The 24,596-nt window shown below is 33.3% G+C and carries 24 protein-coding genes; 6 read left to right on the forward strand and 18 right to left on the reverse strand.

What is annotated here, in order from left to right; all coding sequences use genetic code 11:
- Window positions 1-3: 3 nt before the first annotated feature.
- The 18 genes from B5D14_RS01215 to rpsF form a co-directional block, all read right to left on the reverse strand.
- On the reverse strand, window positions 4-777 hold the full coding sequence (locus tag B5D14_RS01215) for a DUF3169 family protein (RefSeq protein WP_159443680.1): 774 nt from the start codon (window positions 775-777) through the stop codon (window positions 4-6).
- The gene (locus B5D14_RS01220) at window positions 770-982 is read right to left on the reverse strand and encodes a helix-turn-helix transcriptional regulator (protein WP_078710758.1); all 213 of its coding nucleotides are present in this window, start codon (window positions 980-982) and stop codon (window positions 770-772) included. Before B5D14_RS01220 ends, B5D14_RS01215 begins: the two co-directional genes overlap by 8 nt.
- A gap of 105 nt (window positions 983-1,087) precedes the next feature.
- Window positions 1,088-2,698, reverse strand: a complete 1,611-nt coding sequence (locus B5D14_RS01225) for an FILTED domain-containing surface protein (protein WP_078710759.1) — start codon at window positions 2,696-2,698, stop codon at window positions 1,088-1,090.
- Window positions 2,699-3,080: 382 nt separating this feature from the next.
- Window positions 3,081-5,483, reverse strand: a complete 2,403-nt coding sequence (locus tag B5D14_RS01230; RefSeq protein WP_078710760.1) for a glycogen/starch/alpha-glucan phosphorylase — start codon at window positions 5,481-5,483, stop codon at window positions 3,081-3,083.
- A 7-nt stretch (window positions 5,484-5,490) separates the two neighbouring features.
- Entirely contained in the window at window positions 5,491-7,383 is a 1,893-nt protein-coding gene (gene glgB, locus B5D14_RS01235; RefSeq protein WP_078710761.1) for a 1,4-alpha-glucan branching protein GlgB, read from the reverse strand.
- Window positions 7,384-7,497: 114 nt separating this feature from the next.
- Entirely contained in the window at window positions 7,498-9,198 is a 1,701-nt protein-coding gene (locus B5D14_RS01240; protein WP_078710762.1) for a phospho-sugar mutase, read from the reverse strand.
- A 67-nt stretch (window positions 9,199-9,265) separates the two neighbouring features.
- On the reverse strand, window positions 9,266-9,532 hold the full coding sequence (locus tag B5D14_RS01245; protein WP_078710763.1) for an HPr family phosphocarrier protein: 267 nt from the start codon (window positions 9,530-9,532) through the stop codon (window positions 9,266-9,268).
- Window positions 9,533-9,593: 61 nt separating this feature from the next.
- Entirely contained in the window at window positions 9,594-10,070 is a 477-nt protein-coding gene (gene rlmH, locus B5D14_RS01250; protein ID WP_078710764.1) for a 23S rRNA (pseudouridine(1915)-N(3))-methyltransferase RlmH, read from the reverse strand.
- Window positions 10,067-11,149, reverse strand: coding sequence for a S1C family serine protease (locus B5D14_RS01255; protein WP_078710765.1), 1,083 nt, complete (start codon window positions 11,147-11,149; stop codon window positions 10,067-10,069). Before B5D14_RS01255 ends, rlmH begins: the two co-directional genes overlap by 4 nt.
- A complete protein-coding gene (locus tag B5D14_RS01260; protein WP_078710766.1) occupies window positions 11,100-11,897 on the reverse strand; it encodes an MBL fold metallo-hydrolase in 798 nt (265 codons plus the stop codon). The genes B5D14_RS01255 and B5D14_RS01260 overlap by 50 nt, the downstream gene beginning before the upstream one ends.
- A 1-nt stretch (window position 11,898) precedes the next feature.
- Window positions 11,899-13,419 carry a M23 family metallopeptidase gene (locus B5D14_RS01265; protein ID WP_078710767.1) on the reverse strand — a complete coding sequence of 507 codons (1,521 nt, stop codon included), beginning with the start codon at window positions 13,417-13,419 and terminating at the stop codon, window positions 11,899-11,901.
- Window positions 13,420-13,447: 28 nt separating this feature from the next.
- Entirely contained in the window at window positions 13,448-14,800 is a 1,353-nt protein-coding gene (gene dnaB / locus B5D14_RS01270; protein ID WP_078710768.1) for a replicative DNA helicase, read from the reverse strand.
- 8 nt (window positions 14,801-14,808) lie between these two features.
- On the reverse strand, window positions 14,809-15,255 hold the full coding sequence (rplI, locus tag B5D14_RS01275; protein ID WP_078710769.1) for a 50S ribosomal protein L9: 447 nt from the start codon (window positions 15,253-15,255) through the stop codon (window positions 14,809-14,811).
- Entirely contained in the window at window positions 15,233-17,206 is a 1,974-nt protein-coding gene (locus tag B5D14_RS01280) for a GGDEF domain-containing protein (protein WP_200804728.1), read from the reverse strand. Before B5D14_RS01280 ends, rplI begins: the two co-directional genes overlap by 23 nt.
- Entirely contained in the window at window positions 17,190-18,122 is a 933-nt protein-coding gene (locus B5D14_RS01285) for a DUF2232 domain-containing protein (RefSeq protein WP_078710770.1), read from the reverse strand. Before B5D14_RS01285 ends, B5D14_RS01280 begins: the two co-directional genes overlap by 17 nt.
- A gap of 56 nt (window positions 18,123-18,178) precedes the next feature.
- Complete coding sequence (gene rpsR / locus B5D14_RS01290) at window positions 18,179-18,409, reverse strand: 30S ribosomal protein S18 (RefSeq protein WP_078710771.1); 231 nt, start codon at window positions 18,407-18,409, stop codon at window positions 18,179-18,181.
- Window positions 18,410-18,423: 14 nt separating this feature from the next.
- A complete protein-coding gene (gene ssb / locus B5D14_RS01295) occupies window positions 18,424-18,891 on the reverse strand; it encodes a single-stranded DNA-binding protein (protein ID WP_078710772.1) in 468 nt (155 codons plus the stop codon).
- A gap of 10 nt (window positions 18,892-18,901) precedes the next feature.
- On the reverse strand, window positions 18,902-19,192 hold the full coding sequence (gene rpsF / locus B5D14_RS01300) for a 30S ribosomal protein S6 (RefSeq protein ID WP_078710773.1): 291 nt from the start codon (window positions 19,190-19,192) through the stop codon (window positions 18,902-18,904).
- A 189-nt stretch (window positions 19,193-19,381) separates the two neighbouring features.
- On the opposite strand from rpsF, the gene B5D14_RS01305 reads away from it, so the two are divergent.
- The 6 genes from B5D14_RS01305 to B5D14_RS01330 all read left to right on the forward strand — a co-directional run bounded on the left by B5D14_RS01305 (window position 19,382) and on the right by B5D14_RS01330 (window position 24,584).
- A complete protein-coding gene (locus B5D14_RS01305) occupies window positions 19,382-19,642 on the forward strand; it encodes a hypothetical protein (RefSeq protein WP_078710774.1) in 261 nt (86 codons plus the stop codon).
- Between the two features lie 69 nt (window positions 19,643-19,711).
- Window positions 19,712-20,266, forward strand: a complete 555-nt coding sequence (locus tag B5D14_RS01310) for an ECF-type riboflavin transporter substrate-binding protein (RefSeq protein WP_078710775.1) — start codon at window positions 19,712-19,714, stop codon at window positions 20,264-20,266.
- Window positions 20,267-20,341: 75 nt separating this feature from the next.
- Window positions 20,342-22,051 carry an ABC transporter ATP-binding protein gene (locus B5D14_RS01315; protein ID WP_078710776.1) on the forward strand — a complete coding sequence of 570 codons (1,710 nt, stop codon included), beginning with the start codon at window positions 20,342-20,344 and terminating at the stop codon, window positions 22,049-22,051.
- Window positions 22,041-22,874: an energy-coupling factor transporter transmembrane component T family protein gene (locus tag B5D14_RS01320; RefSeq protein WP_078710777.1), complete on the forward strand. Its 834-nt coding sequence runs from the start codon at window positions 22,041-22,043 to the stop codon at window positions 22,872-22,874. Before B5D14_RS01315 ends, B5D14_RS01320 begins: the two co-directional genes overlap by 11 nt.
- A 15-nt stretch (window positions 22,875-22,889) precedes the next feature.
- The gene (locus tag B5D14_RS01325) at window positions 22,890-23,735 is read left to right on the forward strand and encodes an SAM hydrolase/SAM-dependent halogenase family protein (RefSeq protein ID WP_078710778.1); all 846 of its coding nucleotides are present in this window, start codon (window positions 22,890-22,892) and stop codon (window positions 23,733-23,735) included.
- 9 nt (window positions 23,736-23,744) lie between these two features.
- Window positions 23,745-24,584 carry an SAM hydrolase/SAM-dependent halogenase family protein gene (locus B5D14_RS01330; RefSeq protein ID WP_078710779.1) on the forward strand — a complete coding sequence of 280 codons (840 nt, stop codon included), beginning with the start codon at window positions 23,745-23,747 and terminating at the stop codon, window positions 24,582-24,584.
- Window positions 24,585-24,596 lie beyond the last annotated feature (12 nt).

Consider the following 24,596-nt stretch of genomic DNA (forward strand, 5'->3'; position numbering starts at 1 on the left):
TCCTCATTTCTTTTTAAATTCTAAATCTCTAACTTTTTTTAAATAACTGATTGTTTGTGTAAGCCAGCCAATACCTATTAATATAACGAATACATAAGAATCGGGTTGAAACATCCCAATAAACAACGCTACTACCATCACATAGGATAATACTTTTTGTGTTAAGCGATACGAGTAATAGCTCGCTTCTCCGATGATTCTCTTTTCATTTTCATCAGCGCTTTCTAACCAAACAGTTTCAAATTTTTTCTCAAGCGCATATCCTTTTTTCTCTGGGTAAATCTTTTTGATTAAATCAACTGTCTTGACTTGAAGACAAGTACTAGCAATTATATAAATAATGAAAATTATAACTGTAGTCATACCTAGTACAATAGAATAAGTTCCCATTAATGAAGAATCATTTCTTTCCCAATAAGACATCATTGGAATTACTAAGCCCATCATCACCATACCTAATACACTACCTACTGCATTTAAGGAAGACACCATTGAAAGTTCTTTATCTGCGAGTAAATAAATCTCTTCATCTTCATCATTTGATAGATTAACAAGTTTCTTTGCCTTAAAATATTTCAAAATTGTTAACACCATTATTATGAGCAAAGTGCTTAATAACAATGTACAAATAATTGTTGGTAGTAATTTTAATATCCAACCAAAATTCCAATTAAGATGTCTGCTTATCATTGCAATAAACCCACCTGCACCACCTATAAATGCTGAAATCGCAGTTATTATCATATATCGATAAAATGATTTTTTTCTGTTATTCATTTTCATCCTCCACGTACTCGAATACATCTTCTACTGTTGTTTTTAGTATTTTTGCTATCTTTAAAGCTACAAGTACACTGGGATGATAATCACCACATTCTATTGAACTAATAGTTTGTCTTGATACACCAACGAGTCGGCCGAATTCTTGTTGGTTAATACCAGCCGCAGTGCGATATTCTTTAACTTTATTTTGCAAAGGCATATGTACCCCTTCCTTATGACAAGTTTTCTTGTCATAAGGAAGTATATACCTGCCAAGTAAACTTGTCAAATAAAAAAGCCGATATTTATCGACTTTTATCATTTTCTAACAATTTACGCTTTCAACTTCATTATTTTCTTTTACTTTATAATTTATAAATGAAGTAACTACTTGTACTAAACCTAGAATTAACATCACGATTGTCCATTTATCCACTAAAGCCATAGGATTACTCATGTCTTGAGTTAAGATGAAGATAATGATACTAATCACTGCGGTTATACAACCAATGACTTTTGCATTCTTGTTTACTTTTCTTGTTTCATCATTTGTTGTCTTCTTGCCTATAACCATCATAATTGCTAATGCAGCAATACCTAAAGTCAAAACCAAATTAATTAATGACCAAGAATCATGACCAAGTGCAAGTGGTGTTACTTCTTCTTCAATTGTATCTAGATTGTTGGCATTTATTACTTCAGGTGTAGCATCATCCAAAATTGTTTCATCTTGAACTTCTGGAGCAACTGGAGTAATTTGTTGAGCTTGTCCAGGATTATTCACAACTGGTTCAACAGGTTCATTGATTACTGGTTGTTCAGGTTGTGGATTTTCTGCAGTTGGAGGTGTAGTTGGTGTATCTGTTGGAGGAGTTATTGGATCTTGTGCTTGTGTATTTTCAACAAATTTAGCTACGATTTCAGTACTCTCTAATAATTTTGTATTTTCTAATGTTGTATATACTTCTTGAGAAGTTGTTCCAATTAATGAACCATTTAAATACCATCCATCAAATGTATTTCCTTCTTCAGCGACAGGTGTTGGCATTGTAGCAACTACATCTTTGAATAAATCACTTGTTGTAGAATCAAATGTTACATTTCCAGTTAAACTACCTTTACCTTCAGTTACAAATTTTACTGTAACATTGAATTTTGGTGTAGCTTGTTTAAATTTAGCAGTTATCGTTAAATCTGATAGTGCTGCTCCTCGTTTAAAATAAGAATATACTTCGCTTGATGTAGAACCAATATAGCTATTACCCCAATACCAACCACTAAATTCATAACCTTCATTTGCTACAGGTGTTGGTATTGCAGTTACTATATTTGAAAATAAATCCGAACTTACCAATGAATCAAATTTAGTTTGTCCTGTTAATTCTCCATTTGTTTCTGCAACAAAGTAAATTGAGAAATGTACTTTTGGAGTTTCTACTTGTTTAAATTTAGCAGTTATTGTTAAATCTGATAATGCAGCTCCTCGTTTAAAATAAGAATATACTTCGCTTGATGTAGAACCAATATAGCTATTACCCCAATACCAACCACTAAATTCATAACCTTCATTTGCTACAGGTGTTGGTATTGCAGTTACTATATTTGAAAATAAATCCGAACTTACCAATGAATCAAATTTAGTTTGTCCTGTTACTTCACCATTTGCTTCTGCAACAAAGTAAATTGAGAAATGCACTTTTGGAGTTTGTATCGATTTATTACTTTGTTCAACTGTTTCTTCTTTTTGAAGTTCCACTGCTACTTCTTCAGTTAAAACTTCTGTTTGTTCAACAAGTATTTCTTCTTGAACTTGTTGATTTTCATCAGTATTACTATTTTCCTCTGCAAACGTTAATGCAGAACAATTTAGTAATAGTCCTAATGATATCATTGTAAGCATTGTTTTTCTATAAAATGCAAATGTTGTTTTCTTCATATATTTACCCTCACTCCACGAATGTTTTCTTTTGATGTCTACATAATAAATCATTCTGGTTATATGAAGGTTATATTCAGAAGATATTATATTATTTTTAATAGACATTCAAAATACCCTTTAAAATAAGCACATTTTAAATCTTCTACATTGTCAAAATTATATTGTATTTCTATATTTATTGAGTTTTTTGACTACATAACCAAGAATAATTTATTGCTATATCGTGGAAAATATAATCATAACTTGTATTTCTTTGCCTCTTATTTAATATACCTCTAAATATAACCACATAACATCTAGCCAATTGCCAACTTTTTACAGAACAAAAAAAGACACTTAGTATAAGTGCCTTGATTTAATGAATAAAACTGTATTTCTTTTAAATTTTGACTGAATGAATATGCCAAATATCTTCTGCATATTGTTTGATTGTACGATCCGATGAGAAATAATTTGATTTAGCAATATTGATAAGACATGATTTTGCCCATTCACTTCTATTTCTATACTTTTCTTCAATCTTCTCTTGTGCTTTTACATAAGCATCAAAATCAGCTAACAACAAGTATTCATCATTGCGGTACAACAATTCATCATAGATAATTCTAAATTCTTCTTTATTATCTATCCAAGTACCATCAATCAATGAATCTATCGCATTTTTAATTCGCATATCTTTTTCATAATATTCACGAGCTTGATAAGTAGGTTTAATTGCTGTAACTTCATCTACTGTTAAACCAAAGATTACATCGTTCTCTCTGCCGACTAGTTCATCAATTTCAACATTTGCACCATCCAGTGTTCCTAGGGTAATTGCTCCATTCATCATGAACTTCATATTTCCTGTTCCACTTGCTTCTTTTCCTGCTGTAGATATTTGTTCAGATACATCCGCTGCATTCATTAATACCTCTGCAATTGAAACACTATAGTTAGGGATAAACACCACTTTTAGTTTATCATTCACTGCAGGATCGTTGTTAATTACACTTGATAGTTTATTAATCAACTTAATTACTTTCTTCGCAAAGACGTAGGCAGGTGCTGCCTTAGCTGCAAAGATATAGGTTCTTGGCTCTATTGTATAGCTAGGATCACTCTTTAATCGTTGATATTGATAGATAATATGCAATGCATTCAACAATTGACGTTTGTATGCATGAAGACGTTTAGCTTGAACATCAAATATCGTATTTGGATTTACTTCAATTCCTGTTTTATCTAAGATTACTTTCGCAAGTATTTCTTTTCGCTCCTGTTTTACATTCAAGAAATCTTGTTGAAGTTTTACATCATCTACATGTTTCATTAAATCTTCAATATGATCAAAATTATCTAAGAACTTATTACCAATTGTATCTTCAATCAATTTTGTTAATTGAGGATTTGAATAGTATAACCATCTTCTTTGAGTAATTCCATTGGTTTTGTTATTGAATCTTTCTGGATAGATTTTCACGAAATCCTTAAATAAGTCTTTCTTAATGATTTCACTATGAATTTGTGCAACACCATTAATGCTATGACTTCCAATTACTGCTAGATTTGCCATATGAACTTGGTTATCACGAATTATCGCAACACGATAAGCCATATCATTATCACCTGGATATTCACGTCCCACCTTACTTTGAAAACGAGAATTGATTTCTTCTATAATCATATAAATACGTGGTAATAATTGGCGCACGTAATCAACTGGCCATTTTTCTAATGCTTCTTGTAAGATTGTATGATTTGTATATGCCATGACTTTAACGACAATATTCCATGCATCCATCCATTCATAGTGATGTTCATCCATTAAAATTCTCATTAATTCAGGAATTGCTAATACAGGATGTGTATCATTCAATTGAATTGCCACTTTATCCGCAAGATTATCCAAGTTTGGATAAACACGCAAATGAGCACGTACTATTGCATTTAATCCTGCACACACAAAGAAATATTGTTGTTTTAAACGTAATATTTTACCCTCAGGTGTTGAATCATCTGGATAAACATTTAAACAAATCTCTTGCACTTCAGCTAAGTATTTTCTGAAGTCTTTATTTGAGGGAATAATATCGCTTGCTTCTGCAGACCACAAACGAAGTGTATTTGTTTCATTTGTTCCTCTACCTACAATTGGCATATCATAAGGTACAGCTGTAATGTGTTCTGCATCCACATGATCAAAAACAAAATGTCCTTGAGCATCTTGGCTAACATTTACATGACCACCGAACTTAATATCCACGGCATGTTTAGGTTTACGTACTTCCCAAACATTTCCAAGTTTTAACCATTGATCTGGTACTTCTACTTGATTTCCATCACGATCAATTTTTTGTCTAAATAAACCGTATTGATAACGTATACAGTTCCCATTACCTGGTAAACGTAGTGAAGCTAGGGAATCAAGGAAACACGCTGCTAAGCGTCCTAATCCACCATTCCCAAGTCCAGCATCAGATTCTAGATCTTCAAGCTCATTGATATCAATTCCAAGTTCATCTAAACCTTCTTTAACGATATTATAGATACCTAAATTCATAAGATTGTTTGTAAGAAGTCGACCAATTAAGAATTCCATAGAGAAATAGAACATTTGTTTATCTTCTTCTTTCGCTACTTTCTCTTTTGATGCTTTCCAATTTAAACTCGCATACTCTCTTACCATTTCACCAAGTGCCATGTACTTTTCTGTATGGTGCGATTGTTCAATTGAACGTCCATACATTTCGGCAATTCTCAATTCAAATTCTTGAATAAATTCTTCTTTACTTTTAAACATGATTATTCTATCCCTTCACATCTTTTTTCATTGTTTTTTTAACTACTTTTTTCTCTACTACAAGTTTTGATTTATCCAAATGAAGTACAATCGCACCAAATGGAGCTAATCGAACTGATATCATATTTTCTAAATGATTCAGCTTTCCTTTTTTACTTCTTATTGGTTTGAAGTTGCACATATTGCATCCATCATAGATATCTTTTTCTGAATTAATTAATTCAGTATATACACCCTTATATGGAACACCCAGTTTGAACTCTTCATGTGCTACTGGAGTCATATTTAAGATTGTTAGTAAAACCTCGTGTTCATCTTCACGATAGTAAGAGTAAATGCTTAATTCTGAATTATCTGCATCAATCCATTTAAACCCTTTTAAATCATAATCATATTTACTCCAAGCACCATGATGCAAGTAGATATGATTCAAATCATTAAAGAATCTTAGGAAACTATCATGGCGTGGATAAGAAAGCAATTCCCAATCCACTTCTTTTGCTTCATCAAACTCTCTAAACATTCCAATTTCATTACCCATGAAATTTAATTTTTTACCTGGATGAGACATCATATAGATGTACAGGTTTCTTACTTGAGAGAACTTTTGATCATAATCTCCCCACATCCGATCAACAATGGTTTTCTTACCATGAACAACTTCATCATGTGATAATGGCATAATGAATCTTTCTGAAAAGAAATAAGCCATTGAGAATGATAAATTGTTGTGATGATATTTACGATAAATTGGATCTCTTGCATAATAACTTAGCGTATCATTCATCCAACCCAAATCCCATTTGTAATCAAAGCCTAACCCCATATCAAGGGTGCTTTGTGTAACTTTTGGAAAATCACTACTATCCTCTGCAATCAACATCACCTCTGGATATGTTTTGCTAAGGTAATAATTCAAACGGCGAATAAAAGCTAGAGCCCCTTCATTTGTTCCTCGATCTTTATTTCCTTCCCAGAAAATCATATTTGCTACAGCATCAATTCTAATTCCATCAATATGATATTGATCACACCAGAATGCTGCACTACTAATCAAGAATGAACGTACTTCCTCATTCCACAAATCAAAGTTGCAAGTTCCCCATTGGCTATTTGCATCATTTGGATTCTTATATTCATATAATGGTAATCCATCAAACTCTCTTAATCCATGATTGTCTTTTACAAAGTGTACTGGAACCATATCTAAGATAACACCAATGTCATTCTTATGACATTGATTTACAAAATGTGCAAATTCCTTTGGATTTCCATAACGTGATGTACATGAGAAATAACCATTTGCTTGATATCCCCAAGAGCCATCAAAAGGATGTTCATTGAGTGGCATTAACTCAATATGTGTAAATCCATTTTCCTTAACATAAGGAATTAATTGTTTCTCTAATTCTTCATAAGTAAACCAATTCTCATTTTCATAACGTTTCCAAGATCCTGCATGTACTTCATAAATGTGCATAGGTTGATCAAAGTTTTTGCTACGATGTTTCATCCATTTTTGATCTTTCCATGTTAAATTATCTAATTGCACAACTTTTGATGCTGTTCCCGGTCTAGTTTCACTAAAGAATGCATATGGATCTGCTTTATCCATTTTATTACCATTTAGATCAACTATACGATACTTGTATGTTTCCCATTCTTTAATCCCTGGTATAAATAAACTCCAAATCCCTTTGTCAGTAAGACGCTCCATGATGTGATTACTACCATCCCATTCATTGAAACCCCCAACGACTTGTATTTCCTTCGCATGAGGTGCATAAACAGTAAATCTTACTCCTTCTTGTGACTCATAACAAAAATGAGCACCGAAGAGTTTATAAGCATCTACGGAATGCCCCTGATGGAAGCTTTCTATTATTGTTGTGTAGGTCATAAATACCTCCTAAATATAGTTTTATTTTACCATTAATAGCTTAAAATTCATACCTTATTTTATTTCTACTTACTTCTTAAAAGAAAAAAGAGTAAGATTATTTCTTACTCTTAACTAAGCTGTGATTTCTTTCATTGCGGCATGATACATTGTTGCCTTATCTTTGGAATCTTGTAGATTTTCTCCTTTAACACAGAAGTAAATCTTACACTTAGGTTCAGTCCCACTAGGACGTACCGCAATCCAACTTCCATCTTCTAAATAATATTTAAGTACATCGGATGGTGTAAAGCCTTCAAGCTTCGCTAACTTGCCATCTTTAAAGTATTCAAGTGTTCCATAATCTTCCCATCCAATTACTTTCTTTAAGGCAATCTCTTCTAAACGATTTTCACGAAGTGATGAAATGATTTGTTTGATTTTCATTGCTCCTTCTTGTCCAGCAAGTGTTATAGAAACTTGAGATTCATCATAGTAACCTAATTTTTCATAAAGTTCATTCAAAATATCAATTAATGTTTTACCTTCTTGTTTATAGTAAGCAGCAGCTTCAGCTAACATAAGACATGCTTGTTGCGCATCTTTATCTCTTACAAATGGTGAAATTAGAGATCCATAGCTTTCTTCATATCCAAAGACATACTCTTTATCATGATTGATTTCATATTTAGCTACTTTCTCACCAATAAATTTGAATCCAGTTAATGTTTTTTCTGTTGCAACATGATAGCTATCCGCAATCTTTTCACCTAAATCACCTGTTACAACTGTGTTAAACATTACTGCATTGCTTGGCATTTTGTTTTGTTTCTTTAATTGACTAAAAATATATTCAATTAAGATAGCTCCTGATTGATTGCCAGTTAATACAACATACTCCTCACCTTGTTTAACACCAACTCCCATACGATCAGCATCTGGATCACACACAAGAATAATATCTGCATCGTTTTTCTTTGCATATTCTAGTGCTAATTCATAAGCTCCTGCTTCTTCTGGATTTGGTGTTTTTGTATTTGAGAAATCTGGATCTGGATCACATTGCTCAAGTACAGGAATGCAATCATAACCAGCTAAATCATAAAGCGTTCTTACTGGAATATTAGCAGTTCCATGCTCTGGCGAGAAAACAATCTTAATATCTTTGTTTACATCTTTATTTAATTGAATTGATAGTACTGCATCAATATATTTTTTATCAATTTCTTCACCAATCATATGAATTAATTTTTCTTGATCAGGTGTTGGGTTAGCTTCAATTGATAATTCATCTTCAATTGCATTAACACGATCAATAACTTGTGATGCAAGTGATGGAACAAGTTGACAGCCTCGTTCATCATATAATTTATACCCATTATATTCTTTTGGGTTGTGTGAAGCAGTAATCATAATTCCACCAAAACAATTTAAAGTACGTACTGCAAAAGAAAGCTCAGGTGTTGGTCTTAAACTTTCAAATACATAGGATTGAATATTATAAGTTGCGAGTACTTTCGCAGAATCCATAGCGAACTCTTTTGACATATGACGATTGTCATAGCCAATAGCTACCCCACGACGACATGCTTCATCGCCATGTGATGCGATATACTCTGCAAATCCAGCATTTGCTTTACGAATGGTATGAATGTTAATTTTGTTGGTTCCAGCACCAAGTACACCACGCATCCCCGCTGTACCAAACTCAATGTTCGTATAGAATGCATCTGCTTTCGCTTTTTCATCCATTTTTTCCAATTCATTTTTTAGTTTTGGATCAATGTTTGCATTGTTGTACCAACGTTCAAAGTTTTTTTCGATTTTGTTTTCCATTTCGACCCTCCTAGGTTGAAAAAAGGAAGATACCAAAAGGCATCTTCCTTAATTAATTATTTTTACTCTATGCGATGACTTTTTGAGCACGTAGTACTTCTTCGATAGTTTTGATAGCGATTTCTTCATCTTCACCTTCGCAAGAAACTACTACTTCAGATTGAGTAGGAATACCTAATGACATTACACCCATAATAGATTTCATGTTCACAGTACGTCCTTTATAAGCCACTTTGACTTCACTTTTGAATTTACTAGCTGCATTTACTGCTACTGTTGCAGGACGAGCATGTAATCCAACAGGGTCAATTACCAACACTGAAATTTGTTTCATCTTCTTAATCCTCCTGTATACTGTCTTCATTTTAAACTATATTTGTACAACTTACAAGAAGTTACTTGTGATAATTTTCGTTTTTTCTGATTTTATAGCTACGATAAATTTGTTCTACCAACAATAAACGTACAATTTGGTGTGGAAAAGTGCAATTTGATAGACACCAACGTAGATTTGCACGTTGAATTACTTTTTCACTATACCCCATTGAACCTGCAATCGTAAATGTCACTTTACTTGATTGATACGTTGATATTTCCTCTAATTTCTTACTTATTTCTAGAGAATTGTAGTTTTTACCATGCAAATCTAAACATATCACAACTTCATCTTCTTTTATTTTAGATAATATCGCATCGCCTTCTTTTTGTTTTACTAATTCTTGCTCCGCTATGGATGCATTAGGAGCACAAGCCCCATCAGGTACTTCAATAATTTCTATTTTAGTATAGGGTCCAAGTCTTTTTATATATTCTTGTATACCATCTACAAAATATTTTTCTTTTATTTTTCCCACTGCTACAATTTTAATCATTCTAATACTACAGTTATATTAACTTCATTGTTATCTCGAACAATAGTTAGTACAACTTCATCTCCAACATTCATACTATAAAGTGCTTTTCTAAAATCTTTGAAGGATGTAATTTCAGTATCACCTATTTTTGTAAGTATATCATTAGTTTGTATACCACCAGTACTAGCAGGTGTGTTTTCAAATACCTTCGTAATTAACACGCCTTTTGTACGATCTAAGTTAATACCCATATAACTCTTTTGATAAATTGTTAATTGTGAAATATCTTTACCTACAACACCAAGGATTGGGCGAATAACGTACCCATTCTCTTTTAGTTGATCCACGATTGGAATAATTTCATTAATTGGAATTGCAAATCCTAAACCTTCAACATCATCACCTGATAACTTCATTGATGTAATTCCTATTAAATCACCACTCATATTAATAAGTGGTCCACCACTATTACCTGGGTTAATAGCTGCATCAGTTTGAAGCACTGTCATTTCCCAATCTTCAATCCCATTATCATCTGTATCAATCGCAATAGAGCGATCAATCCCAGAAATGATACCAAAGGATACAGAGCCTTGTAAACTCAAATCAAGTGGACTTCCTATCGCCAAAACATACTCACCTTTTTTCACTACGCTTGAATTACCTAAGTTAAATGCTTCCACACTAAATGTAGGTTGTACAACGAGTAATGCAATATCACTGATAGCATCACTTCCTTGTAGATGAGCAATTAATGTTTCACCATTATCAAACGATACATATATTTCTGTTGCACCCTGTATTACATGTTGATTGGTAACGATATAAACGCCACTATCATCTTTGCCATAAACAACACCACTACCCGTACCCAACAAATCTTCATGAGCACTACTTGTAATTCCAACTACTTTTGATTCTGTCTTTGTTACGATGTTTGTTAAGTCAGTTGTAAATCCATTAATTGTATTGTTGTTATAAATTGGAGTAACTTTTTGCCCTGTTGTTTCTTGTGTTTTTACTCTACTAATTTCATAAGTTAAGTAACTATTCCAAACCAAGAGAACAGCAATTAGAGCTACGAGAAATTTTTTCATTTCCTTCTCCTCCTTGTACTAATTCAAATTGTCCTGCTGCAATTAAAATCAAATCAGTATTCAAGCAATTCTTCTTTTTCATCAATGCTTCTGTATTTACTTCAAGTGCTCTTTGACGTGTGTTAGCTTCTTCTGATATATGAGCCAAAAAGATTTGCTTCGTATTTTCTGTAACTATTTTTTCTAATATCTCCGCACAATTTTCATTGCATAAATGCCCACTGTCCGAAAAAATTCTTTGTTTTACAAAATGTGGACGCTTCGATTCCATCAACATCTTAATGTCATGGTTACTTTCAAGAATAATGTAATCTGCACCAGTTAATTTTTCATAATATGATTCATTTAAATAACCTGTATCTGTAATATACACTAATTTTTCTAACCCATTCTCAATCACATAGCCTACCGTATTCTCAGCATCATGGCTAAGTGGTAGTGGTGTTATCGTTAGATGTTTTACTTGAAATGTTTCAAATGGTTTTACAAGATGAAATAAGAAACAATCATCAAGTGGACTTGCTGAATATACTTCAGTATTCTTAAACATCTTAATTTGGCTTATATGATCGACATGATGATGCGTGATTAAACACGCATCAACATCATCTAATTTTATATTTAATTTTTGATAACTTAGTTCTAAGTGTCTTCGTGTTGAGCCACAGTCAATAACCAGTGTACACTCATCATCCTGTAGGACAAAACTATTTCCTTTAGAACCACTACAACAAAGTGCAAATCTCATATTAACATGCCAAGAATCCAGCACATGGATCGCGTCTTTCACCTGTTGCTGATACGATAATAAAGAAGTGAACATGTGGTCCAGATGCTTTACCTGTCATACCGATTTGACCAATTACATCCCCTTTATCAACACGATCTCCAACTTTTAAATCAGTTGGTTTATTCATGTGTCCATAATAAGTTCTATATCCTGTATTACCATGGTCAATAATCATATAGTTACCATTAATACCTGTATAACCAACTTCATAAACTGTTCCACGGTCAGCTGCATAAACTGGTCCATAACGATTGTATGGGTTTTGAACATCAAGTGCACGGTGACCACTATAGCATCCCCAACGACAAGTAATCAGCGGATTATCAATTGGATATCTAAATGTTCCTGTACCATTACCCGGAACTTCCAATGTTCCAACACGAATGATTTCTTGTTGAGGTTGCATTGTGATAATTGATGATACTTCTTCCCCAGATACAATGACACCATTAATCCAAGTTTCTTCTATTAATGAATTCTTTGATCCTACTTTAGCTTCTTGGACAACTTCTTCTTCGTTTGTATACATCGAAGCATCTTCTTGATAGATTGTAGGTCCTGGTTCTTCATCTCTTTTACGCAATGATTCTTTCTTAACAACAACATCAATTGGTGATTGGAAATAAGTAACATTCAATTGTGTACCTGGCGATAATACTTGATCCACACTACTTAAAATATCATCATTGATATTTACAACTTGCTTATCTGATAAGAAGTTATTCTTACTTCCTACCCCTTGAATTGTATCTCCTGGAACAACTGTATAGTATTGTTTTTCAACACCTTCACCCCATTTTAAATAATCTAATATTTCATTGGTTGAAGTCATAATCTTATCCGGGGAAGCATATGCTTTTTTCATTGAAATATTTTGTAATATTTCAACTGACATATCTCTTTCACCATATGTAGTTAATGCTGGAACAGTTTCATTACTTGTAATTGCATTCAAAGAACTTTCTTCAACAAAATACATTAAATATTTATGAAGAGCCTCTTCATATTTTTTTACATCATCAACATAAATCGTTGCAAAAACACCATTCTCATCCGCAAAATCAATTGCGTTCACTTGAACAGTATATGAGTTTTTTTCTTTTAAATATTGTGTAATTTGATCATCAATGTTCTGATAATCATTATAACTTAATTCCTTAATTTCGTAGATATCATTTCCAGTATCTAGATGTGTTCCCGGAAACTTAGATTCATATTCTTGAGTATAAACTTGTGTCAATAAATTTGATACAGCTGCATCATCATTTAAAACACCTACTAAGACACCTGAATCATAAATCTTTGTTATTTCTTTTGGTTCTGTTCGAACACCAATTACTTCTTGTGGAAGAATTGATTTTTCAATTTGTGCTTTTGCTTCTACAACTTTTACTGAATTTACGTCAAAAAATTGTGGGAGTAAAAATACAATCGCTAAACTTGCAAGTGCAGCAATCACTAAGGGTAAAACTTTTTTCATCGCACTCACCTCTCTTTAATTTCTATGCTTACTGTTGAGATTTATCAATATTGTAGAATGCATTGATATCCGCTTTGAATGCTACATCAATTTTTCGAGTAGCACCATTACGGTGTTTCGCAATATCAACTTCAACAGACTCTATTCCATTTTTAATTGATTCTTCTTTTTTCTCTTCATTATAGTAAGATTCCCTAAATAAAAGCATAATAATATCCGCATCTTGTTCAAGGGCTCCAGATTCACGAAGATCTGACATCATTGGGCGCTTATCCGTTCTTGCTTCTACACCACGAGATAATTGTGATAGTGCAATAACAGGTACCTTCAGTTCACGTGCCAACGCTTTTAGATTACGTGATATTTCAGATACTTCTTGTTGACGGTTATCACTTGATTTACTACCACTTCCAGAAATAAGTTGAATATAGTCAATGATAATACATTGAAGCCCATGTTCAGCTTCAAGTTTACGACACTTCGAGAATATTTCAGAAACACGTACACCTGGTGTATCATCAATAAATATTTTTGTTGATTTTAATTCTGTTACAGCCTCTGATAATTGATTCCATTCTCCAGTAGATAGGAAACCTGTTTTCAAATGATCACCCATGACTGTACTCTTTGCCGCAAGAATACGTGAAATCAATTGTTCAGCAGGCATTTCAAGTGAAAAGATTGCGATTGCTTTCTTTGTATTGATTTGAGCAATATTCATCCCCAAATTAAGCGCAAACGCTGTCTTACCCATTGAAGGACGAGCCGCTAGGATAACTAAGTCACCTGGTTGAAATCCGTGTGTTAAGCGATCTAAATCCTTAAATCCAGTAGCCACTCCTGTTATTGGAGAATGATTATCAGACATTTTTTGTATATTTTCGATTACTGAGTTAATAACTTCAGTACCTGATCTAAAATCTGTTGTTCTACGATTTCTTGTAACGCTTAAGATTAATTTTTCAGCACTATCCAAATAATCATCAATATCAACTTGACCTTCAAAACCTTCTTCTGCGATATTTTGAGATGCTTCAATCAAATTACGCATATAAGATTTATTTTGAATAATTTCCACGTATGATTTTGTGTTTGCACTAGTTACTGCAGCATCACAAAGTTGCATTAAGTAATCTACTCCTCCAACTTGCGATAAACGATTTGTATCGTTCAATCTTGCAGAAACTGTCGTCATGTCCACTGGTTTTCCTTCGCTGTGCAAGTCAAAAATTGCACTGTATATTTTACGATGTGCATCTAAGTAAAAATCAGAATCACCTAATCCTGAATCCATCACAACAGTTAAACTGTTAGAATAAACCATAAGTGTTCCAAGTAATGACTGTTCAGCTTCTAAACTATTTGGCATTTGACGAATCATGCTTAATCCTACGCTTTCTCTTTAATGTGACATTTAATCTCACCAATTACATTTTTATATAATTCAGCTTTCACCGTACTATAACCTAATCCTGCAATTGGATCTGTATCAATAAATTTTCTTTTATCTACATGAATATTAAATTTCTTATTCAATTCTTCTGCAATTTGTTTTGTAGAAACTGAACCAAATACTTTTCCATTTTTACTATTCAATGTAAATTCCAATGTGATTCCTTTTAATTTTTCTTTTAATGCAATCGCTTGTGCTTCAAGCTCTTTTGCATTTTGTCTTGCTTCTTCATTTTGATCTTCTAATATTTCCATACTCTTAGCAGTAGCTTGAACTGCAAGACCTTTCGAAATAAGAAAATTTCTTGCATATCCATCAGCCACTTCTAATACTTGACCTTTTTTACCAACTTTTTTTACATCACTCAGTAGGATTACTTTCATTTCCTTCAACCTCCTCAAAATATCGACTAATTGCATCAATTAGTTCGTTCTTTAATTCTACCACATCTTTGCCTTCTCTTTGTAGTGCTGCAGCTGTTAAATGTCCTCCACCATGCATATTTTCCATAATTCTTTGAACATTCACTTTACCTCTACTTCTCGCACTAATTGCAACTTGATTCTCATTGATCATTGCAATCACAAAACTTGCTTGTATATCTTTAATTTGAAGAATATTGTCCGCAACTTGTGACATCATTGAACGAGATACCACTTTATCAGTTACTGGGGCAATAATAATTCCTTTTTCATATTGTTCACAGTTATTCATAATAATTGATTTCATCGTAAACTCTGCGTAGGTATCTTTTAAGTACTCATCAACCACAAGTGGATCAGCACCTAAACTTCTAAGCATTCCTGCAGCTTCAAATGTCCTTGTTCCAGTTCTTACTTTAAAACGATTTGTATCAATAATCATACCAGCATACATAATATTTGCTTCTAATTCATTAAGTTCTATGCGATTTGATAGATATGGAATAAATTCAGAAACAAGTTCAGATGTACTTGATGCACCTGCCTCAATATATACCAAAATTGGATTAATTTCCAAATCAGCACTACGACGATGATGATCAAAAATCGCAATCTTTTTCGCATTCTCTAATAAATGAGAACCATTTGATTGTTTCAAACTGTGATGATCAACCATAATAACTAAAGTATCATCTCTATATTGATTAATTGCTTCATTCTCAGTTACAAATTGATGATGCTCTAATAGTTCAGCTTTATTCTTTTCAATTACACCAGATAGTTTTTCTTCAATACCACCTGTTTTCGCAATAATGCAACATCCTTTACCATAGGCTTGAACAATACGACTCATCGCGATTGCACCACCCATACAGTCAAAATCTGCTTCTTTATGGCAACAAATAATTACATTCCCTGATTTTTGAATTAAATCTTTCAGTGTGTTTGCCATAATTCTTACACGAACACGACTTCGTTTTTCTATTGCTTCAGAGCTTCCTCCAAAGAATTTCACATCTTCACCAGCTCTTCGTATTGCAACTTGATCTCCTCCACGAGATTGAGCTAAATCAAGTAATTGAACAACCATTTCATCTAATTCTTCAAAATTAGATGTCCCTCTTGCAAATGCCATAGATAAAGTAATGGATACATCCAACTCTTGAGAAGCACGACGTACTGTGTTTAAAATACTGAATCGATTCTCAACAAGTCCTTTAAATAAACTCTCATTTAAAACAACCATGTAACGATCATTTTTTAGTCTTCTAAGTAATAAACCATGTTGCTTACACCATTCAACAACCGGTTGTCGAATACTATTATTAATACTTGATGTTAATTTTTCATCCTCATAACGAGTTGATTCTTCATAGTTATCTAAATTGATTAAACCAACAACAATTTGCTCATCTTCATAAGCATCTTTAAACATTTTTGTTTCAGTAATATCTTTAAAGAATAAAACTTTTGCATCCTCTTTACGATGCACTAAATAAATATGATTATCTAATTTTATTTCTACTTCTTCTGCTTTACCAGAAATCAAGTCATCTGTTTCTGGTAACCACACAAGTAATTTCTTACCTACACGATTAAACCCTCTTTCTTCAAAGATTTCACTCATCCAAGAGATTACATAGTTGTCATCATAAGCAAGCATTCCTGTTTCACCAAAAAGAAATGCTTCTTTTGCTTCAGTACCTAATACTCTTGTTATTCCATGATTTGTTTCTTCCAAATCCTTTTCATATGTCTTAAATAAAATTACAAGCATCGCAATTTCAATTGCTGTAATTAATGCAGATAAAATAATATTGATATCCCACATTAATTTGAAAAAGACAATCAAAATCACTTGGATAACAAGTAATAGTGAAACTTGTACTTTCAGTTTACTTAATTTCTCCACTTTGAATCCTCCTTAATAAGTCCACTCTCCAATTAGTTGCGATGTAAAGAAATCCAAATAAAGAGAATGCTGGAATTGCAACTGGTAAAAACAATATTGTTAATAGAACTAAATAAAATGTAATATTTTTCTTGAATTGTATAGCTCCAAATACAATTGCTCCCAAATAACCAAAAAACATTAAATATAAATTAGAAGCCAAATTCAAAATCATTAAAATATCTTGTACATTAGATTTTTGTGGCGTTCTTAATAAATATTCAGCTCCAGCCCAACAAATAATAGCTACATATCCAGTCCATTTTGGGCTACTAATTTGTGATAATGGTTTTGCTTTAGGAAATTGAAATCCTAATCTTTGAAGTAGTAATCTTGAAAGCATATGAATCAATAAACCCTCAACAACACCCGTTAAGAAAACACTAAAGATTGCAGCGATACGAATCATTTGTGTAATGTCAATTGGTAATGCTGCAACAGCGGTTCCCATAGTTTGCTCAAACACTTGTTTCATTGTTTGAACTTCCATAGCTATATCATAACCGAAAAAGGATGCAAATAAAACAGTTGTCACCAAATTAGAAACTAGTGAAATCCCCATTGCAGTAAGCATTAATCGACGTGATGTCCACTTTTGCTTAACTCCTTCTCCATAAATCAGTCCAGTTACAGACGTTACAGTAAAGTAATATATCGATTGTGGAGTACCCAATAGCACTGTCAGAATAATCATTGCTGCAAGTGGCAACAACCCATCTTTCCAACCGTATTTTGCAGTAAAAAATACCATTGGTAAGGGTAATATCCAAGCAAACAAATCAACAATCCCACCTAATTGCCGATTCGCGAAAAGCAATACACCAACAAGTGCTGTCATCATTGCTCCATCTGTAATTTTTCTCACATTGTTATTCATTTAGGGTCTCCTCCAAAAGTTCAAAAACCTCCATCATGTTGACGGAGGTTTACCTGTTAATCATTAACGTATGGTAATAGTGCCATTTGACGAGCACGTTTAATTGCTGTTGCTAACATACGTTGATATTTAGCACGAGTTCCAGTTACACGTCTAGGAATAATCTTTCCGTTCGCTGAAACAAATTTTTTCAACAATTCAATATCTTTATAGTCGATTGATGTAACGTTATTCTTTGTGAAGTAACATACTTTCTTACGACCCATTCTTTGCTTTTTGAATGCCATGGTAGATCTCCTTTCTAAAATGGTAAGTCATCGCTGGAAATATCCAAAGATGGTCCAGCATTGAAATCATCAAACGCGTTATCTGCTTCAAACCCTGATGCTTCCATACCTGAATAGGATGGGCCATCAAATGATGTTGATGCAGGGCGGTTTTCTGATGTTGATTTAGATTCTAATAATTGACAAGAATCACAAACAACTTCTGTAACATAAACTTTTTTACCATCGGTTCCATCATAATTACGTGTTTGAATACGACCTTCAACCCCAACTAAAGCACCTTTTCTAGCATATTGCCCTAAAAAGTCAGCAGTTTGGCGCCAAGCTACGCAGTTAATGAAATCTGCTTGTTTCTCTTGTCCTTGTCCAGATACACGACGATTGCATGCAACTGTAAATGAAGCAACAGAAAGTCCTGATGATGTTTTTTTAATTTCAACATCTTTTGTTAGTCTTCCGACTAAAACGACACGATTAATCATGGGTCACCTCTTAGTTTTCGTCTTGTTTTACAATCATGAAACGAACAATGTTTGCATTGATACGCATTAAACGTTCAAATTCTTTAACTGTTTCGTTGTCAGCTTCAAATGTTACTACCATGTAATAACCTTTGGTCATGTCTTCTATACGATACGCAAATTCTTTCACGCCCCACTCATCTACATTTACGATTTTTCCACCACCGTTAGTGATGATACCGTGCATAGACTCGATTACTTCTTGGCGTTTAGCATCTTCTAAAGATGCATTTACGATGTACATGACTTCATATTTTCTCATGTGTACACCTCCTTATGGTCTTCTGGCCTTTTCAGGCAAGGAGTAGACGATTAATCTACCCGTGCCTATGATTTTATCACATGTTAGACAATGTGTAAACTTTTTTAGAGCCTTTCTACCTTATTTATCCTTTATTTATCTATCTTTTCCTAAGATTGTGTGTAAAAATTACCTCAAGGAGAGTAATTTATGAAAAAAAATAAGTATTTAGCCTTAATTTTCGCTATTTTAGCGCTTATTGATACCCATGCTGCTTGCATTATTATAACGAGTGATTATGTCCATGGATATTATGCAGCAAAGTATATGTATGCCAGTGCTCCTGCATGGCTTGCATTTCTATGGCTCATTCCTTTTGGATTTGGATTACTTTTATTTTCACTTCTTTCTATCAAATTTTATAAAGCCTACAAACAATCTTTGCAAAATCCTAAAGAATCTGACGAATAACCTGATTTTGATAGTAAATTTTGACTAAAATATGCTAAAATGTTTGGGTACAATTAAGGGGGTACAATTATGACAAAGAAAAGTTTATTTTCTACAAAAACAATTGTGGCAACTGGTCTTGGGGCAGCATTATTCATGGTATTATTCATGTTTGTAAAAATACCTTCACCAATTCCTGAAACAAATTTACAAATCGCTTATGGTGTATCTGCATTCTTTGGTGCAGTGTTTGGTCCAATTTGTGGTTTCTTAGTAGCATTCATTGGACATGCTCTAAATGACTTCAGTTATGGAGCTCCTTGGTGGAGCTGGGTTATCGCATCTGGGGTAGCTGCTGCTATTGGTGGTATGGTTTACTTCATGATTGATGCAGACAGTGGCAAAATCGGTAAATCAGAAATTTTCAAATTCTGTGCTATGAATATCGTTGGTAATGCAATTGCATGGGTTATTGTTGCGCCAATATTAGATATCGTAATTTATGCAGAGCCTGTAAATCTTGTATTTACACAAGGTCTTGTTGCCTTTGTACTTGATGCAATATGTGCTTGTGTTGTTGGGTCATTATTATTGCTTGCTTACGCTAAAACAAAAACTAGTAAAGGCTCACTTACAAAAGAATAATTATTATTACTTGTAACAGGAATGGGCTAATTGAATTTAGCCCATTTTTAATTAGTAGACAGACGAGGTGAAATTATGAGACAACCTGTTATTCAATTTAAGGATTTTACTTTCCAATATTATTCCCAAGCAGAACCTACATTGCATAACATCAATTTAACGATTCACTCTGGTGAAAAGATATTAATTGTTGGACCAAGTGGAAGTGGGAAAAGTACACTGGGGCATTGTTTAAATGGATTAATTCCTTTCTCATATAAAGGAGAAATTCAAGGTTCATTATTGATTCATGATTCAGAAACAAAAACACAAACTTTATTTGATTTATCGAAACAAATTGGTACTGTTCTTCAAGATTCAGATGGCCAATTCGTTGGATTAACCGTGGGTGAGGACATTGCATTCGCTTTAGAAAATGATAATGTTCCTTTACCTGCAATGAAAGACAGAGTTAAAAAAATTGCACAGCTTGTATCCATGGATGAGTTATTGGGTAGTAATCCCTTTGAACTATCTGGTGGGCAAAAACAACGTGTATCACTTGCGGGTGTATTAGTTGATGATGTCGATATCCTTCTTTTTGATGAACCTCTTGCAAATCTTGATCCTGCAACTGGAAAAACTGCAATCGAATTGATTGATGATATTCATGATGAAGGAAAAACTGTTGTCATCATTGAACATCGTTTAGAAGATGTACTACATCGTAATATTGATCGCATCATTGTTATGAATGAGGGAAGAATTCTTATGGATGATACACCAAACAATGTATTATCAAGCAACATTCTTCTTGAACAAGGGATAAGAGAACCCCTCTATATTACTGCGTGTAAATATGCAGGAATCAAAATCACACCTGATATGAATCCTGAACATATCTCTACATTCAATATCGATGCTGTCGCAAATCAATTACAAAGTTGGTTCAAAACACATAACCGTACACTACCTACACCAAAAGAAAAATCATTGCTTGAAATTAATCATTTGAGTTTTAGTTATGATGGTAGTCGTAAGATATTAGAAGATATTAACCTCATCATTAATGAAGGTGAAATGATTTCAATTGTTGGTAAGAATGGTGCTGGTAAAAGTACACTTTCTAAACTTATTGTTGGATTTGAGAAAGAAGATAAGGGTTCGATTTTATTAGAAGGACAAGATTTAGTAAACTATACAATCAAAGAACGTGCAGAACATGTTGGTATTGTTTTACAAAATCCAAATCAAATGATTTCTAAAAACTTAATCTATGATGAAATCGCTTTAGGACTGCGCATACGAAATATTAATGAAGAAGAAATTGAAAAACGTGTTTTAGATGTAATGAAAATTTGTGGTTTGTTACCATTTAAGAGTTGGCCAATTAGCGCATTAAGTTATGGACAAAAGAAAAGGGTAACGATTGCTTGTATCTTAGTTCTTAATCCTAAAATACTCATTCTTGATGAGCCTACAGCGGGTCAAGATTATCATCACTATTCAGAAATCATGGAATTCTTAGAAAGTTTAAATAAGAATGGTCAAACTATCATTTTAATAACACATGACATGCATTTAATGTTGGAATATACCCCTCGTGCTATTGTTCTTGCAAATGGAAAGAAATTAGCTGACACAAAAGCATATGAAGTCTTATGTGACCCTGTATTAATTCAAGAAGCAAATTTAAAAGAAACTTCATTATTTGAATTAGCACAAAAAGCACACATTAGTGACCCACTTAAATTCGTAGAATGTTTCATTATCCAAGAAAGAAGGGAACGTAATCATGAAAGTTAAAATGTTCTCTTACAATCAATTAGATACTTATATCCATCATTTAAGTGGTCTAACAAAATTTGTATGTTTCTTGTTATTAACAACGACCGTCATGTTATCATTTGATATTCGTGTTATCTTATTTGTATTAATTTTGTCTTTTGCTTTATTCAAAGTTGCAAAAATAAAATTTAGTCAAGTTAAGCTTATGTTGATTTATGTCTTCATCTTCTTAATTACAAATTTCATTCTTACCTTTGTTTTTGCTCCATTACAAGGTGTTGAAATTTATGGTACTGAACATGTGTTATTCACCATCGCAGGTCCATATGTTGTTACACTTGAACAACTATTCTATCAAATAACAAAGCTATTAAAATATTTATCTATTGTACCTCTTGGTATTATGTTCTTTCTTACTACAAACCCAAGTGAGTTTGCATCATCACTAAATAAGATTAAAGTGAATTATAAAGCATGTACTGCTTTATCACTGACACTCCGATATTTCCCAGATGTTCAACGTGACTATCATTCAATCTCACTTGCTCAACAAGCTCGTGGTACCGAATTATCAAATAAAGAGAAATTATCAAAACGATTCAAGAATATTATTTCTATTCTTACACCTCTTATCTTTACAACATTAGATCGAATCGAACTTATTACCAACGCAATGGAATTAAGAGGTTATGGTAAAAGCAAAACTAGAACTTGGTATGCATATCGTCCACTTAATAAAAACGATTACATCGCAATGGGAGTATGTCTTGCAATCTTTATCGCTTCACTTCTAATCACAACTTTTGTAAATCATAGTATTTACTTTAATCCATTTATATAAAAGGAGAATAAAAATATGGAAAAACCAATTTTAGTATTTCAAACAGACTTCACTTATAAAGAAGGTGCAGTATGTGCAATGTATGGTGTTGTTAAGAGTGTTGATCGCTCACTAGAAATCATAGATGGAAGTCATGAACTTCCTCAATATGATATTTGGTCTGCTTCTTATCGTTTATATCAATCGATGAAGTTTTGGCCAGAGGGAACTATCTTTGTATCTGTAGTAGATCCAGGTGTGGGCACTGCAAGAAAAGCCTGTGTTGCAAAGACAAAAGATGGCTACTATGTTGTAACACCTGATAATGGTGCTCTAACACACTTAATGAAGTATGTAGGTATCGAAGAGGTAAGAGAAATTGATGAAACAGTAAATCGTTTAAAAGGAAAAGGAACCGAAGGTGTTGCAATTTTCCATGGTCGTGATTTATTTGGTTACTGTGCTGCAAAACTTGCTTCTGGAATTATTACTTATGAACAAGTAGGACCAGCTTATCCAGTTGAAGAAATCGTAACTCATGAAATTTTAGAACCAACGCTTTCAGGTAATAAAGTTGACGGTATATTTGAAATCAATGATCCAAACTTTGGAAACTTATGGACAAATATCCCACTTGTTATGATGCATGAAGCTGGCTTCAATTACGGTGATTATCTCAATGTTGAAATTAAGCACAAAGGTGAAACTGTTGTGAATAAACCAATTCTGTTCCACAAATCATTTGGTATGGCTTCTATCGGCGAACCAATTATTTATAATAATGAATTGATGAAAGTGTCATTGGCTGTATCAATGGGTAACTTCGTCGAAGAATATCATTGTGACTTTGGTTCTGACTGGACCATCACTTTCACTAAATAGGAGAATAAAATGAAAAAAACTTTAGTATTACAATCCGACTTTGGATTAGTCGATGGAGCAATTAGTGCAATGGAGGGTGTTGCCTTTGGTGTTGATGAAACATTACGTATTCGTAATCTTACCCACGACATCACACCTTACAATATCTTTGAAGCAAGTTACCGCTTATTCCAAACAGTAGAATATTGGTCAGAAGGTACTGTCTTTGTTTCTGTTGTTGATCCAGGTGTTGGATCATCTCGTAAAAGTGTAGTTGCGCTTACAAACGCTGGACATTACATCGTTACACCAGATAACGGAACTCTCACTCATATCAAAAAATATATGGGAATTAAAGCAATTCGCGAAATATCAGAAGTTTCAAATCGCCGTGCTAATACAGAAGCGAGCTATACTTTCCATGGCCGTGATGTGTATGCCTTTACAGGTGCTCGTCTTGCTGCTGGTATTATCACATTTGAAGACGTTGGTCCTGAACTATCAGTTGAAAGAATTGTTGAATTACCTGTTACTGCAACAGAAGTTACAAGTGATTCTGTAAAAGGTTCTATTGATATCCTTGATGTTCGCTTTGGATCACTTTGGACAAGTATTGAACGTGAAGAGTTCTTAAGCATCAATCCTGCTTATGGTGAAAGACTTGAAGTTACTATCTACAACAATGATATGTTGGTTTATCAAAATCAAGTAATCTATGGTAAAAGTTTTGCAGATGTAAGAATTGGTTCACCAATTATTTATATCAACTCTGTTTACCGCGTAGGTATCGCAATCAATCAAGGTTCATTCTCAAAGGCATACAACATTGGTGTTGGTGCACAATGGAGTGTAGAAATTAAAAAAGCATAATATCAAAAAGAT

Origin of the sequence: Anaerorhabdus furcosa, assembly GCF_900167375.1 — a bacterium.
Classification (GTDB): domain Bacteria; phylum Bacillota_I; class Bacilli_A; order Erysipelotrichales; family Erysipelotrichaceae; genus Anaerorhabdus; species Anaerorhabdus furcosa.